15 protein-coding genes are annotated in these 14,649 nt (G+C 64.6%); 11 read left to right on the forward strand and 4 right to left on the reverse strand.

The window, feature by feature from the left end:
* Window positions 1-82 precede the first annotated feature (82 nt).
* The 3 genes from AC1DT6_RS11575 to AC1DT6_RS11585 form a co-directional block, all read right to left on the reverse strand.
* Complete coding sequence (locus AC1DT6_RS11575; RefSeq protein WP_045240719.1) at window positions 83-415, reverse strand: NAD(P) transhydrogenase subunit alpha part 2; 333 nt, start codon at window positions 413-415, stop codon at window positions 83-85.
* Between the two features lie 230 nt (window positions 416-645).
* On the reverse strand, window positions 646-1,008 hold the full coding sequence (gene panD / locus AC1DT6_RS11580) for an aspartate 1-decarboxylase (protein WP_276288797.1): 363 nt from the start codon (window positions 1,006-1,008) through the stop codon (window positions 646-648).
* Window positions 1,009-1,207: 199 nt separating this feature from the next.
* Window positions 1,208-2,329: a Re/Si-specific NAD(P)(+) transhydrogenase subunit alpha gene (locus AC1DT6_RS11585; protein WP_276288798.1), complete on the reverse strand. Its 1,122-nt coding sequence runs from the start codon at window positions 2,327-2,329 to the stop codon at window positions 1,208-1,210.
* Window positions 2,330-2,878: 549 nt separating this feature from the next.
* Between AC1DT6_RS11585 and AC1DT6_RS11590 the strand changes: the two genes are divergently transcribed.
* The 5 genes from AC1DT6_RS11590 (at window position 2,879) to mnmA (ending at window position 6,726) form a co-directional block, all read left to right on the forward strand.
* The gene (locus AC1DT6_RS11590; RefSeq protein ID WP_477114700.1) at window positions 2,879-3,607 is read left to right on the forward strand and encodes a TorF family putative porin; all 729 of its coding nucleotides are present in this window, start codon (window positions 2,879-2,881) and stop codon (window positions 3,605-3,607) included.
* 64 nt (window positions 3,608-3,671) lie between these two features.
* On the forward strand, window positions 3,672-4,082 hold the full coding sequence (locus tag AC1DT6_RS11595; RefSeq protein WP_035867524.1) for a hypothetical protein: 411 nt from the start codon (window positions 3,672-3,674) through the stop codon (window positions 4,080-4,082).
* Window positions 4,069-5,043, forward strand: coding sequence for a 4-hydroxy-tetrahydrodipicolinate synthase (gene dapA, locus AC1DT6_RS11600; protein WP_441626259.1), 975 nt, complete (start codon window positions 4,069-4,071; stop codon window positions 5,041-5,043). Before AC1DT6_RS11595 ends, dapA begins: the two co-directional genes overlap by 14 nt.
* 88 nt (window positions 5,044-5,131) lie before the next feature.
* Window positions 5,132-5,635 carry an NUDIX hydrolase gene (locus AC1DT6_RS11605; protein WP_441626260.1) on the forward strand — a complete coding sequence of 168 codons (504 nt, stop codon included), beginning with the start codon at window positions 5,132-5,134 and terminating at the stop codon, window positions 5,633-5,635.
* The gene (mnmA, locus tag AC1DT6_RS11610; protein WP_441626262.1) at window positions 5,632-6,726 is read left to right on the forward strand and encodes a tRNA 2-thiouridine(34) synthase MnmA; all 1,095 of its coding nucleotides are present in this window, start codon (window positions 5,632-5,634) and stop codon (window positions 6,724-6,726) included. Before AC1DT6_RS11605 ends, mnmA begins: the two co-directional genes overlap by 4 nt.
* A 70-nt stretch (window positions 6,727-6,796) precedes the next feature.
* Here the strand turns inward: mnmA and AC1DT6_RS11615 are convergent, their stop codons facing one another.
* Window positions 6,797-7,411: a glutathione S-transferase family protein gene (locus tag AC1DT6_RS11615; RefSeq protein ID WP_035867518.1), complete on the reverse strand. Its 615-nt coding sequence runs from the start codon at window positions 7,409-7,411 to the stop codon at window positions 6,797-6,799.
* Window positions 7,412-7,873: 462 nt separating this feature from the next.
* Between AC1DT6_RS11615 and purB the strand changes: the two genes are divergently transcribed.
* From purB to AC1DT6_RS11645, 6 genes are all read left to right on the forward strand, one after another.
* Window positions 7,874-9,250, forward strand: a complete 1,377-nt coding sequence (gene purB / locus AC1DT6_RS11620; RefSeq protein WP_035867515.1) for an adenylosuccinate lyase — start codon at window positions 7,874-7,876, stop codon at window positions 9,248-9,250.
* A 294-nt stretch (window positions 9,251-9,544) separates the two neighbouring features.
* Window positions 9,545-10,135, forward strand: coding sequence for a cytochrome b (locus AC1DT6_RS11625; RefSeq protein ID WP_441626265.1), 591 nt, complete (start codon window positions 9,545-9,547; stop codon window positions 10,133-10,135).
* Window positions 10,136-10,223: 88 nt separating this feature from the next.
* Window positions 10,224-10,796, forward strand: a complete 573-nt coding sequence (locus tag AC1DT6_RS11630; RefSeq protein ID WP_441626267.1) for a YceI family protein — start codon at window positions 10,224-10,226, stop codon at window positions 10,794-10,796.
* 75 nt (window positions 10,797-10,871) lie between these two features.
* The gene (locus AC1DT6_RS11635) at window positions 10,872-11,462 is read left to right on the forward strand and encodes a YceI family protein (protein ID WP_045237582.1); all 591 of its coding nucleotides are present in this window, start codon (window positions 10,872-10,874) and stop codon (window positions 11,460-11,462) included.
* 438 nt (window positions 11,463-11,900) lie between these two features.
* A complete protein-coding gene (locus AC1DT6_RS11640; protein ID WP_441626269.1) occupies window positions 11,901-13,292 on the forward strand; it encodes a class I SAM-dependent methyltransferase in 1,392 nt (463 codons plus the stop codon).
* Between the two features lie 22 nt (window positions 13,293-13,314).
* Window positions 13,315-14,646, forward strand: a complete 1,332-nt coding sequence (locus AC1DT6_RS11645; protein ID WP_035867504.1) for a sensor histidine kinase — start codon at window positions 13,315-13,317, stop codon at window positions 14,644-14,646.
* Window positions 14,647-14,649 lie beyond the last annotated feature (3 nt).

Consider the following 14,649-nt stretch of genomic DNA (forward strand, 5'->3'; position numbering starts at 1 on the left):
GAACTGGGATGCGAGAGGCCCTTGAGCGCCTGGATGAAACACACCGAGGCCAGCAGGTAGAGCAGGGTGACGAGGTTCATGCTCACTTGGCGCCCTCCTCATGGCCCTTGCCGGCCTTGGCCTTGGGTTCTTTCTTCTTGAACATCTCCAGCATGCGCTGCGTCACCAGGAAGCCGCCGAACACATTGACCGCGGCGAGCGCCACCGCCAGCGTGCCCATGGTGCGGCCCACCGGGCCCTCGGTCAGGCCGGCCGCCAGCATGGCGCCGACGATGATGATGGCCGAGATTGCATTGGTCACGGCCATCAGCGGGGTGTGCAGGGCGGGCGTGACCGTCCAGACCACGTGGTACCCCACGTAGATCGCCAGCACGAAGATGATCAGGTTGATCACCGTGTGGTTCACCATTTCCATCGACTTCTCCTCCGTTGCTTGAATGCCTTGCTGCGCGGTTATCCCGTGTTCTTTTGCCTGGCCAGGCGCCTGTGAGCGCCTATTGCATCGATGCCCCGCCTGGTGCCGCGTTGTCGTCTTTCGCCCGGGTACCTTCAGCCCAGGGGCGACGGTACGGCTGAATCAGTAAATGGCATGCCGGATGCGGGCATCGCACCGGCGTTGGCTCCCGGCGCGATGTCCTCATCCGCTTACACCTTCTTGATTTCCTTGATGGCGTTGTTGTCGTCCACCAGGATGATCTTCGGCTTGTAGGTGGCGATCTCTTCGTCGCTCATCGGCGCGTAGGTGCAGATGATGAGATGGTCGCCCAGGTGCGCGCGCCGCGCGGCCGCACCGTTGAGCGAGATCTCGCCGCTGCCGCGGACGCCCTTGATGATGTAGGTGGAGAAACGCTCGCCATTGTTGACGTTGTACAGCTCGATTTTCTCGAACTCCTTCATGTCGGCCGCTTCGAGCAGATTCTCGTCGATGCCGCATGATCCCTCGTAGTGGAGGTCCGCCTGTGTCACGGTGACACGATGGAGCTTGGCGCGGAGCATGATGCGTTGCATGGGTGATACGTCCTTGGTTGATGCTGGATGAGCTTGCAGGAAAGCCCTTGGAATTGAGTCCTGACGGGCCACTTGGAATGGTTCCGGGGCTGGGTGCCGGCCGTACCGGCCGATAGCAGCAGGCGCGCTACCGTGCACCTGGCCGGAACCGCCTGGCACCATTCTAAAGCGACCGGGCCGCGGCGGGCCCGCTGTCGCTTCAGGATGCGCCGCGGACCACCTGGCCATCCTTGCACATCAGGCAGGCGGCGACGATATCGTCCTCCAGGTTCAGCGTGAACTGGCCTTCCTTGTCGATGACAAGCTTGAGGAAGTCGAGCACGTTGCGTGCATAGAGCGCCGATGCGTCGGCCGCCACCATGCTGGCCAGGTTGGTGTGGCCGATCAGCGTGACGCCGTGGCGCTCCACCACCTCGTCGGCCACCGTCAGCGGGCAGTTGCCGCCCTGCGCCGCGGCGAGGTCGACCACCACCGAGCCCGGCTTCATCGCCTGCACCGTCTCTTCCTTGAGCAGCACCGGCGCCTGGCGGCCCGGGATCAGCGCGGTAGTGATGACGATGTCGGCGGCCTTGGCGCGCTCGTGCACCAGTTCGGCCTGGCGCCGCATCCAGTCGGGCGGCATGGGGCGGGCATAGCCGCCCACGCCCTGCGCGATCTCGCGCTCTTCGTCGGTGACGAAGGGCACATCGAGGAATTTGGCGCCCAGCGATTCGATCTGCTCCTTGACGGCGGGACGCACGTCGGAGGCTTCGATGACCGCGCCCAGCCGCTTCGCGGTGGCGATGGCCTGCAGGCCGGCCACGCCGGCGCCGAGGATCAGCACGCGCGCCGCCTTGACGGTGCCGGCGGCGGTCATCAGCATCGGCATGAAGCGCTGGTAGTGGTGGGCGGCGACCAGCACGGCCTTGTAGCCGGCAATATTGGCCTGGGAGGAGAGCACGTCCATGCTCTGCGCGCGCGTCGTGCGCGGCGCGGCTTCCAGCGCGAAGGCCGTCAGCGAGGCGCGCGCCATGCGTGCATTGTTCTCTGCGTCGAAGGGATTGAGCATGCCGATCAGCGCGGCGCCGGGCTTCATCAGCGCGAGCTCGGCATCGTCGGGGGCGCGGACCTTGAGCACCAGTTGCGCGCCGAGTGCCTGGGCCGCGGTGCCAATGGTGGCGCCGACCGCCTCATAGGCCGAGTCCGGCTGGCTGGCACGCACGCCGGCTCCCGACTGGACAATGACCTGATGGCCCTGGGTCACGTATTTCTTGACCGTCTCCGGGGTGGCGGCGACACGAGTCTCACCTGCCCGCGTCTCCTGCGGGATGCCGATGTGCATCGTCAATTTCTCCTTTTGCTGGCGTCTTTGAGGCGCTGTCAAAATGATTCTGGCGATGCGGCGAGACTTGTCGTACGACGTGTACGGCAAGGCAACGCGCCTGACCAGAACCGATTCATTTCATTCTGACAATGCCGCTGATCTGCTTTAGCGGGCTGACGTCCTCGGCCCTTGTGTCCTGTCATGCGGACGGCCAGGGCCGAACGCAGCGCACAATTTTTTCGCAGCTTACAGGAATCTGACGCTTCGTGGTGACTGGCCGGTCGGCTTTTGCGCAACAGCACGGCCAACGCATGGCGGCTATCGGAGCGGTGCATGACCGGCGTCCCCAGGGCCCGCGCCGCGGCCATTGCTGTCCCTGGCTGCGTGTTGTCCGCGCGCGCCGGCGGCCTCGCGTGGATTTTTACGTCATCCCTTGGCGCACTGCTGCTTTCTTGACACCGATTTGAGACGCGACCCCGTACTGTTCCGGTCGTCGCGCGGCCATCGCCGGCGCGAGCGTTCGCTGATTTCCACCGATTGATGTCTTACCTTTCAGACAAGTTATCCATGACTGCCTTTCGCCTTGGCGCTTCACGTGCCTGCGCCGTTTCCCTTGCTGTTTCCCTTTCCGGCGCCGCGCTCTTGCTGGCTGCCCCCGCATTTGCCCAGAGCGCGCCGGGTGCGGCGGCTGCCGAAGTCTCGCCGCACGCTTTCACCGCCAACGTGACGCTGGCCAGCGAGTATCGCTACCGCGGCCTGATGCAGACCAACCGCCGTCCGGCCATCCAGGGCGGGTTCGACTACACGCATTCGAGCGGCTTCTACCTGGGCAACTGGAACTCGAGCATCAGCTGGCTGGGCGACAGCAATCCGGAAGTCTCGGCGCCGATTGAAATTGACTTGTACGGCGGCTTCAAGAACACGGTGACGCTGGGCGGCCTGGAGTGGAACTACGACGTCGGCGTGCTGCAGTACTACTACCCGGGCGACTACCCGARCGGCTTTACGCGCCCKTACACCACGGAAGTGTATGTCGGCGCCGGCTACGGTCCTGTGTTCTTCAAGTATTCGCAGGCGCTGACCAACCTGTTCGGATTCGCCGACAGCAAGTACAGCTACTACGCCGACCTGTCGGCCAATGTGCCGCTGAATTTCTGGGACCTGACGCTGAAGCCGCTACATCGGCAAGGCTACCGCCTGGGCTTCGATCACCAAGACGTTCTGAGCAGGACGCCGCCGCCTTGCCATCTTGATGACATTTTGATGGCGCCGGCGGCGAATACTGCATCAACTTGAGGCCGCCCTGCCTAGCATGGATCCATCTCCAACAGACGACCCGCCCAACGCGGGTCCCGCTCAAATGCGACAGTCGAGCCTTGCCGTGGCCTTTGCTTCCGTGCCGCGCCGCCGTCTTTCCCGTGGCCAATCACGCAACGATTCCCGCACCGGACGCCTCCCCGCATCCGGCATCGAAGCTGCACCGGCCACCGCGCCGGGGATGGCCGTGGACACCGTGCACAGCTGGATCCGGCTGCGGCTGGCGGTGGCGTCGGGCCAGGTCTTCGCGCTGCGCCAGTCGCTGCACCGCGCGATCGGCCAGCTTGCGCGCATCTACGTGGTCGAAGTGGACCATCGCCATGGCGAGACCACACTGCATGTGGAAGTCGAGCGCGGTGGCCGCGATGCCGCCATGCACGCCATCATGATGGCTTTGCCGGCTGCCGAGTTCGGTGTCACGACGATGCTGGGGCAAGACCATGCCGCGCATTGACACCGGCGGGGCTGCGCGCGAAGACAGCGCTGCCGCGCGGGCGGGTTTTGCGCCGGCGCAGCGCGAAAAGTCCCCCGCGGCGCTGTGGCTGCCGCTGGTCACGCCGATGCGAGGCGGCGAGCTGGACCTGCCCGGGGCGCAGCGCCTGGCCGCGCACTATGTGGCAAGTGGCGTGGACGGGCTGGTCATCCTGGGCACGACCGGGGAGGGCGGACTGCTCTCCCCGGCGGAGCGGCTGACGTTTACCGCCGCGGTACTGGAGGCGGTGGACGGCACGGTGCCCGTGCTGGCCGGTGCCGGCGGCGTAGATACCCGCGCCGTCTGCGAGCAGGTGCGCCAGCTCGATCGCTTCGACCTGGCTGGCTACCTGGTGCCGCCGCCGTACTACCTGCGGCCGGGCGACGAAGGCATCGCCTGGCATTTCGAGCGCGTGGCGGACGCGACCTGGCGGCCGCTGATGTTGTACAACGTGCCCAAGCGCACGGGTTGCTCGCTGTCCCCGGCACTGGTGCGGCGGCTGGCGCTGCATCCACGCATCGTGGCGGTCAAGGAGTGCGATGCCACCGGGCTGCGTGAACTGGCGTGCAACGACCTGCTCGCCGTGTTCTGTGGCGAAGATGCGGCCATGCTCGACCACCTGCTGGCCGGCGGCGACGGCGTGGTGCCGGCTTGCGCGCACATCCGCCCGGATTTGTTCGTGCGCCTGCTGCAGTTGGTGGCGGCAGGCCGCCACGAAGCCGCGCGCGCGCTGTTCGCGCGACTGGCACCGCTGATCTCGCTGCTGTTCTCCGAGCCCAATCCGGTGCCGGTCAAGGCGGCATTGGCCTTGTGCGGCCTGATCGGCTCCGAAGTCAGGCGGCCGCTGGCGCCAGCCAGCCGGGCGTTGTGCGAACAGCTCGACCGGGCGATCGCTTCGCTGCCGCCGGCGGAGGCCGCAGAGCGCACTTTGCTCTTGGCTTAGTGACGGAGCCACCGCCGCGGCCGGGTGGCGCGGATGCGCGAAAGGGCGGCAACCGGTAGAATGCCGGATTGCCTAAAATTTGTGCATCATGTCACACGACTGGAATGCCAGCGTCACGGTCGCCGCGGTTATCGAGCGCGGCGGCCGCTTCCTGCTGGTGGAAGAAGAAACCCCCGATGGCCTGCGGCTGAACCAGCCCGCCGGCCATCTCGATCCGGGCGAAAGCCTGATCCACGCCGTCATCCGCGAAACGCTGGAAGAAACCGCGCACACCTTTGAGCCGCGCGCGCTGCTGGGCTGCTATACCGCCCGCGCGCATTCGGCCGGCACCACGGCGCGGCCGGGTGGCGACATCACCTATGTGCGCTTTGCCTTTACCGGCGAACTGGGCGCGCTCGATGCCGGGCGCCAGCTCGACGTGGGCATCGTGCGCACGGTGTGGATGAGCGCCGATGAGATCCGTGCCTGTCCCGATCGGCATCGCACGCCGCTGCTGATGGCCTGCATCGATGACTACCTGGCGGGCAAGCGCTTCGCGCTCGACGCGCTTTACACCCATCCCTCGGTGGTGGCCGGCGGAGCGCGGTCATGAGCGCGGGCAAGCGCGTGGTGGTGGGCATGTCGGGCGGGGTGGATTCCTCGGTGACGGCGTGGCTGCTCAAGCAGCAGGGCTACGAGGTGATCGGCCTGTTCATGAAGAACTGGGAAGACGACGACGACGGCGAGTACTGTTCGACCCGGCAGGACTGGCTGGACGTGGTGTCGGTGGCCGACCTGATCGGCGTCGACGTGGAGGCAGTCAATTTCGCCGCCGAGTACAAGGATCGCGTCTTCGCCGATTTCCTGCGCGAATACTCGGCGGGCCGCACGCCGAACCCCGACGTGCTCTGCAATGCCGAGATCAAGTTCAAGGCCTTCCTGGACCATGCCATGTCGCTGGGCGCGGACACCATCGCCACCGGCCACTACGCGCGCGTGCGCGAAGTGGCGGCAGGGGCGGGCGGGAGCCGGTTCGAACTGCTCAAGGCCTTCGACCACACCAAGGACCAGAGCTATTTCCTGCACCGGCTGAACCAGGCGCAGTTGTCGCGCACGCTGTTCCCGCTGGGCGAGATGCCCAAGACGCGGGTGCGCGAGATCGCCGCCGAGATCGGCCTGCCCAATGCGAAGAAGAAAGACTCCACCGGCATCTGCTTTATCGGCGAGCGGCCTTTCCGCGACTTCCTCAACCGCTACCTGCCGACCAGGCCGGGCCCGATGATGACACCCGACGGCAAGGAAGTCGGCCAGCATATCGGCTTGGCTTTCTACACGCTGGGGCAGCGCAAGGGCATCGGCCTGGGTGGCAGCCGCACCGGCAATGGCGATGCCTGGTACGTGGCGCGCAAGGACATGGCCAGCAATACGCTGTATGTGGTGCAGGGCCACGAGCATCCGTGGCTGCTCACGCCCACGCTTGATGCGGCCGACCTGTCATGGGTGGCGGGCGAGGGCCCGGCGGCTGGCACCACGTTGTCGGCCAAGTCGCGCTATCGCCAGAGCGACGCTCCGTGCACGGTGGCGGCGTCCACCGGCGATGCACTGCAACTGACCTTCGCGCAGGCGCAGTGGGCGGTCACGCCGGGCCAGTCCGCCGTGCTGTACGACGGCGACATCTGCCTGGGCGGCGGCATCATCCAGTGATGCGCGGCGCTGCCAGGGCATGAAAAAACCGGCCGTCTGGCCGGTTTTTTCATGGGCAGCCCGGAACGGCTCAGCCGCGCGGCGGCTCGGTGTCGATAAACGACTGGCGCTTGCCGAGCTTGTCCTGGTACACCGCGAGACGCGGGTGGCGCTCGCGCCAGGCGATGTCCGGGAAGCGGAAGTCGAGGTACGACAACGCGCAACCCACGGCCACGTCGGCCAGCGAGTAATGGTTGCCCGAGCACCAGGGCCGGTCGGCCATGCCGTCGGCGATGGCGGCCACCGCGGCGTCGATCTTGCCGAGCTGGCGCTTGACCCAGCGCTCGCTGCGCTGCTCCGGCTCGCGCTGGGTGTGTTCCAGGCGCGCCAGCAGGGCGGCATCGAGCAGGCCGTCGGCCAGCGCTTCCCAGCAGCGTACCTCGACGCGCTCGCGCCCGGCTTGCGGAATCATCCGGCTGACCGGCGTCAGCGTGTCGACATACTCGACGATCACGCGCGAATCGAAAATCGCGCCGCCGTCTTCCATGACCAGGCACGGTACCTTTCCCAGCGGGTTGAACTGGCCGATGGTGGTATCCGGCGACCACACGTCCACCTCGACCATCTGGTAGTCGATCTTCTTTTCCGCCATCACCACGCGCACCTTGCGCGCGTAAGGGCTGGTTTGCGATGCATACAGCTTCATGGACTCCCCTCGAGCTTGTTATGAAGTGCATCGGCGCTCCAGGCACGGCGGCCACGCCGGTGCGTCCGGCCGGCATGCCCGATGCACTTCATAACAGGCTAGCGGATCGGCGAGCGCGAGTATACCCGTGCCCCGCCCCGGATGTGCCCCGGGCGGGCGCAGCAGTGTCGTGGTGCCGATACGCGCGGGGTGGCCGGGCCCGCGAACGCGTCCACAGAAGGACAGCCACGATGGTAAAATGCCCGCTTTCCGCCGCGCTGCCAGTCGGTTGGCGCGCCTGATTAGGCTCTTTTCGTGCCGCTTCGGTATCGTTTCGGTGCTTTTTCACCTCTTTTGATCCGTTCCGGTCTTGTCGCTGACCGCTTCGGCTCGCCAGGGGTGGCGCCAGGCCACGTGCCCGCGCAATTTGCCCGCCCGGCCACGCTTGCGTAACCAGTTCCCCTATCCCTCCGGTCTCCCAGCATGTCTTCTTCCTCGCTTTCTCCGCTCACCGCCCTGTCCCCCATCGATGGCCGCTACGCCTCCAAGGCCGATGCGCTGCGCGAGTGGCTCTCGGAAGCTGCCTTCATGCGCAACCGCGTCAAGGTCGAAGTGCATTGGCTGATCGCGCTGTCGCAAGCCGGCCTGCCGGATATGCCCAAGTTCTCGCCGGCATCCGAAGCGGCCCTGCTGGCCCTGGTGGACAATTTCACCGAAGCCCACGCGTCGCGCATCAAGGAGATCGAGGCGGTCACCAACCATGACGTGAAGGCCGTGGAGTACTGGCTCAAGGAGCAGGTCAAGGGCAACGCCGAGCTGGAAGCCGCCAGCGAATTCATCCATTTCGCCTGCACCTCGGAAGATATCAACAATACCTCGCACGGCATGATGCTCAAGGGCGCCCGCGAAGGCGTGATCCTGCCGGCGCTGCAGCGCGTGCATGCGCGCCTCGTGGAACTGGCCCACGCCAACGCCCGCCAGCCGATGCTGTCGCGCACCCACGGGCAGCCGGCCAGCCCGACCACGCTGGGCAAGGAAATGGCCAATGTGGCGGCGCGCCTGGCACGTGCCATCGAACGCATCCAGCGCGTGGAACTGCTGGGCAAGATGAACGGCGCGGTGGGCAACTACAACGCGCACCTGTCGGCGTATCCGGCCTTCGACTGGGAAGCTTTCTCGAAGCAAGTGATCGAGACCCGCCTGGGCCTGACCTTCAATCCCTACACCATCCAGATCGAGCCGCACGACTACATGGCCGAGCTGTTCGACGCCATTGCCCGCGCCAACACCATCCTGCTGGACCTGAACCGCGACATCTGGGGCTATATCTCGCTGGGCTACTTCAAGCAGCGCACCAAGGCTGGCGAAATCGGCTCGTCGACCATGCCGCACAAGGTCAACCCGATCGACTTCGAGAATTCCGAAGGCAACCTGGGTCTGGCCAATGCGGTGCTGCGCCACCTGTCGGAAAAGCTGCCGCTGTCGCGCTGGCAGCGCGATCTGACCGATTCCACGGTGCTGCGCAACATGGGCGTGGCCTTTGGCTACAGCCTGCTGGCCTACGAGGCCTGCCTGCGCGGCCTGGGCAAGCTGGAAACCAACCCCGAGCGCCTGGACGAAGACCTCGACAACTGCTGGGAAGTGCTGGCCGAGCCGGTCCAGACCGTGATGCGCCGCTTCGGCGTGCCCAACCCCTACGAGCAGCTCAAGGAGCTGACGCGCGGCAAGGGCATCTCGCGCGAGGCGCTGCAGACCTTCATCGGCGGCCTGGCGATTCCCGACGATGCCAAGAAGCTGCTGCTGGAAATGACCCCGGCCAGCTATATCGGCCGCGCGGTGAGCCTCGCCGAACGGGTGTAATCTTCCCGGCGTGGGCGGTCCGAGCGTTTCGGATCGCACCTTGCCGGCAGGCACGTTGCAATAAAGCCACCCCATGGGTGGTTTTTTTGTTACGCGCCCGGCATGCGCACAGGCGGGCAGGCGCCGCGTCCTGGTTGCGACGAATTGTCACTTCAAACCATTTGAATGATTCCATGAATTTCAGACCGTTCCGCAACACGCCGGGCGCACAATAATGCGAGAATTCAACGGCACGCATGATTGCCATTCAGTAAAAGTTTATGAAACGCCCGCATAGGGCAGGGGTCTTCTTCCATGCATTCCCAAGCCAAAGCCAGTGCCCACGCCGGCACCGCTCCAGGGCCGTCATCGGCGTCCGCTTATGGCGCGACCGCGATCGGCCTGCACTGGATCATCGCCTTGCTGATCTTTGCCGCCTTCGGGCTGGGCCTGTACATGACCAGCATCCCGGGCCTGTCGATGCTCAAGCTCAAGCTGTTTTCATGGCACAAGTGGATCGGCGTGACGGTATTCGCCTTTGCCGCGCTGCGCGTGCTCTGGCGCGCTACGCACCGCGCTCCGGCTCCGGCAGCCGGCACCCCGGCCTGGCAGGCCAAGGCGGCCCACGCCGCCCACGTGCTGCTGTACGTGCTGATCGTGGTGGTGCCGGTTACCGGCTACCTGTACAGCTCAGCCTCAGGCGTTCCCGTGGTCTACCTTGGCATCTGGCAACTGCCCGCGCTGCTCGAGAAAAACGATGAGCTCAAGGAAATCCTGAAGCTGGCGCATATCTGGCTGAACTACCTGATGGCCGTCATCGTCGTAGTCCATGCGGCCGCCGCCCTCAAGCATCAGTTCATCGAGCGCGACGGTACACTGGCGCGCATGCTGCCGTTCCTCAAGTAGGGCAAGGCGGGGCCCCGTCCCGTTTCTCCGCCCTGACTGACCATTGACCGAGGGCCGCACGGCCCTCCTAGCGACAGGAGTTCTTTTCATGAAACGCATTCCCCGCGCGAGCGCGCTCCTGATGGCGGCCACGCTGGCCACCGCCGGCATCGGGGCGAATTACGCCTGGGCCCAGGTCGACGCGGCCAAGAGCTCGGTCACCGCGACAGCCCGCCAGATCGGCGTGCCGATGGAAGGCAAGTTCAAGAAATTCGATGCCGCGGTATCGTTCGATCCCGCCAAGCTGGCAGCGTCCTCGGCCAAGGTCGAGATCGACGTGTCCAGCTTCGAGATCGGCGATGCAGAGACCACCAAGGAGGTAAAGGGGCGCGACTGGTTCGACGCGGCCAAGTACCCCAAGGCGGTGTTCCAGTCGACCAGCATCAAGGCCGGCGCAGCCGGCAAGTATGAGGTGGCGGGCAAGCTCACCATCAAGGGCAAGACCCAGGACGTGGTGATTCCGGCAAGCTATCGCCAGGACGCCGGCGGCCAGGTGTTCGAAGGTGTGCTGCCGATCAAGCGCACCGTGTATAACATCGGCGATGGCGAGTGGAAGGATACTTCCGTCGTTGCCGACGATGTCCAGATCAAATTTCGTATCGTGACCGCGGCCAGGAAGTAAGCGCGCAGCGCCCGTATTCCCTGTCGCACCTTTGTACCTTTGCTGTTCATCCCCAACTTTTTGCCGGGAGTTCTCATGAAACTGCGCACCATCCTCGCCGCTGTCGCGGCCCTTTCCGCCAGCGCCGCCGTCGGCGTGGCGTCCGCCAACACGGTGACTTACAACCTCGATCCGACCCACACGTACCCGAGCTTCGAAGCCGACCACCTTGGCGGCCTGTCGACCTGGCGCGGCAAGTTCGAGAAGTCGAGCGGCGTGGTGACGCTGGATCGCGTTGCCAAGACCGGCACGGTGGACATCAAGATCGACGCCGCCTCGGTCGACTTCGGCAACAGCAAGCTGAACCAGCACGCGAAGGGCCCCGACATGTTCAATGTCGAAGCCTTCCCGGAAGCCACCTACAAGGGCAAGTTCACCAAGTTCAATGGCGACGTGCCGACCGAAGTCGATGGTCTGCTGACCCTGCATGGCGTGACCAAGCCGGTCAAGCTGGAGATCCGCGATTTCAAGTGCATCCAGCATCCGATGCTCAAGCGCGAAGCCTGCGGCGCCGATGCCGTGGGTAGCTTCAGCCGTGCCGATTTCGGTATCGACTACGGCGTGAAGATGGGTTTCAAGCCCGAGGTCAAGCTGGCGATCCAGGTCGAAGGCGTGAAGGCCGACTAAGACGGACGACAGATACGTCGCGAGGTCCGGGGGTTGCCCCCGACTTCGCGCATCTGGGTAACAAAGAAAAAGGCCGGGGCGCAATCCCGGCCTTTTTCTTTGTTACCAGCACATTGGGCAAGCCTGCGCGGGCATCGCCCAGGTTGTGTTGTCCGCACCTGGCGGCCACAGTACAATGATCCGCTAGTATTCAGTTACAGTCTCACTCAGTCACAGTCTCAGTCACCGTTACCAGGGTGTAGTCGCGTGCGTGCCTGCCTGCCATCAGTCAAGGACGCCCATGCCCGCAACCGATTACCGACATGTATCCCAGCAGTACCCCCTGATACTGGTCTAGCGTAGCGATCCATCGCCCTACGAGCTGTACCCGGCCAGTCAATGCCACACTGTTGAACTGGGCGGCCGGCAGCGTTTCTCGGATTTCTCTGGCGCAATACCGTGTACTCCCAAACGCAAATCGATCCGGTGGTCAGTTTCCGCAACTCGCAGGGCGAGCAGGTGCGGGGCACAATTATCAATCTCCAGAGAAAGTCTCTGGTGATGGAAATCTACAACCCATACTCGATCGTCCAGGTCAGCGAGGTGCTGAGCGAGCTGAGTGTGCGCATGGGGACCAAGAACGCCTACCTGGGCAAGGCGGTGGTGATGAGCCTGGTGAACACCGGCCTCACCGCGGTGGTATCGCTCACGCTGATCGACGAATGGCGCGAGTTGAGCGACCTGCCCAACGAGCCGAAATCGGTCGGGCGCGAAGCAGAACTGTTTATCAAAGACTGGGACGCGCGCTTCAATATCCGGCGCGATTACCAGATCGTGGTCAATGAAATGCGCGCGTTTCTCTCTGAAGTATCGCGCTGGGTCGAGCAGGTCGACCTGACCGAAAACCTGCCCAAGACCGATGGACGGTTGCGGGAGGACGTGTTCTACGAGCTGGCCACGCCGATCATGCTCAAGACCAAGTCCTACCTGGACCGGCTGGAAGGCGAGGCCGAGCAGGTGGACGCCGAGATCGCGCCCGTGCACCGTACCTATGCGCAGTCGGCCCTGCATCCGTTGCTGCTGCGCGCCCCCTTTGTCTATCGCACCTTCACCAAGCCGCTGGGCTACGCCGGCGACTACGAGATGGTCAACCAGATCCTGAGCGACCCGCAGCAGGGCCCGACCACTTACTTCCAGATTGTCAACACGGCCTTCCTCAAGGCGGCGGTAGCCACCGCCCACCGCAACCGGATCGACCTGCTGGTGGACTTCCTGTCGCGCCAGGCGGACGCCGCCCGTGCGGCCGGCAGGCCGTTCCGCGTGCTCAATGTCGGTTGCGGCCCGGCCTTCGAGATCCAGCGCTTCGTGCGTGAATATGCGCAGCCCGAGCTGCTGTCGTTCCAGTTGGTCGATTTCAGCGAGGAGACGCTGGCCTACACCAAGTCCTCCATCGAAAATTCGGCGGCCTCGGCGGGGCACAAGGTATCGGTGGAGATGGTGCACCAGTCGGTGCATGAACTGCTCAAGCGCAAGATTTCGCCGGACGATGCCGCGCTGCGCGAGTTCGACGCGGTGTATTGCGCGGGGCTGTTCGACTACCTGTCGGATAAGGTGTGTTCCCGGCTGCTAAGCTATTTTGCCGCGCGTACACGGCCTGGCGGCCAGCTGCTGGTGACCAATGTCCACTCCGCCAACCCCGAGAAGTTCGGCATGGAACATTTGCTGGAGTGGTACCTGATCTATCGCGACGAGGCCAGGATGAGTATGCTGCTGCCCGAGCAATCCCGCGACCATAAGCTCTATGTCGACCAGACCGGAGTCAATGTGTTCGCCGAAGCGATCATCCTCTGAAACACCAGTAGCCGGCCCAGCCATGAGCACGAATCAACTTTACGCGGGTTACCAGACCGAGCTGGCGGATTTCCGCCTGGCCTTCAGCCGCGGCGGCGCGTATACCGCCATCGTGCTGGTGCTGCTCGGCGTGGGGCTGGACTATGGCCAGTACCCGCAGCTGCAGGCGCCGTTCGCGGTGGCGCGCGTGCTGGTGTCGCTGCTGATCGCCGGCATTGTCATGCTGTTGTACAGCACCGCGGGGCGGCGCTTCGCGCCGTGGCTGACCTTGTCATGGCTGCTGCTGCCGCAGATCATGATCTCCTGGATGATCTGGCATACGGACGGCGTGGAATCGCCCTACTACGTGGGGCTGAACCTGGCCATCTTCGCCTCCGGCATCGCATTGCCTTTCGGCCTGTGGCAGAACCTGGTGTTCGGGGTCCTTTCCTACCTGTTCTACCTGCTTGCCTGCCTGCTGCATTCCGGCGGCATCGAGCCGGCCGGCACCTTTATCGTCAATTCGCTGTTCCTGCTGTTTGCCGCGGCGGCCAGCGCGGTCTATACCTTCTTCAACGAGCGGGCGCGCTTCATGCTTTTCCGCCTGAAGGCCGAAGTGGCGGAAAAGAACGCCGAGCTCGAAGTCATCAACCGCAAGCTGGTCGACATCAAGGGCCAGATGCTGCAGCAGGAAAAGATGGCCGCCATCGGTACGCTGGCCGCGGGCCTGCTGCATGAGGTCAACAACCCGGTCAACTTTTGCCTGATGGCGATCGAGGTTGCGCTGGAAGAGCCGGTAGCCAAGAATGAGCCGATGCTGCAGGAGTGCCTGGTCGATGCCAAGCAGGGCATGCAACGTATCCAGCATATCGTGTCGGACCTGAAGACTTTTGCCTATCGCAAGCCCGGCGCCGAAGCCGAAGGCACGCCGTTCCTGTTCGAAAAGGCGCTCGATTCGTCGATCCGGCTGACCGCGCATGAGTTGCGCGGGGTCGCCGTCACGCGCGAGTTGCCCACCGATACGCTGGTACTGGGCGACGAAGCGGCGGTGATCGGCGTGCTGATCAATTTGTTTTCCAATGCCGCGCTGGCCATGCGCAAGGCCGGCACGCAGAGCCCGGCGATCCACACCACGGTGAAGTGGGTCGAGCGCCGGTTGCATGTCACGGTCAAGGACAATGGCCCCGGCATCGCGTCCGAGCACCTGGCGCGCGTGTTCGAGCCGTTCTTCACGACACGTGAAGTCGGGCAGGGCCTAGGCCTGGGCCTGTCGATCAGCTACGCGGTGATCGAGCGCCATGGTGGCGTGCTGTTTGCTGAAAGCGAGCTGGGCCAGTGGGCCTCGTTCAGCTTCGACCTGCCGCGAGCCGACTGAGGA

Source organism: Cupriavidus sp. 01L45, from assembly GCF_056399885.1.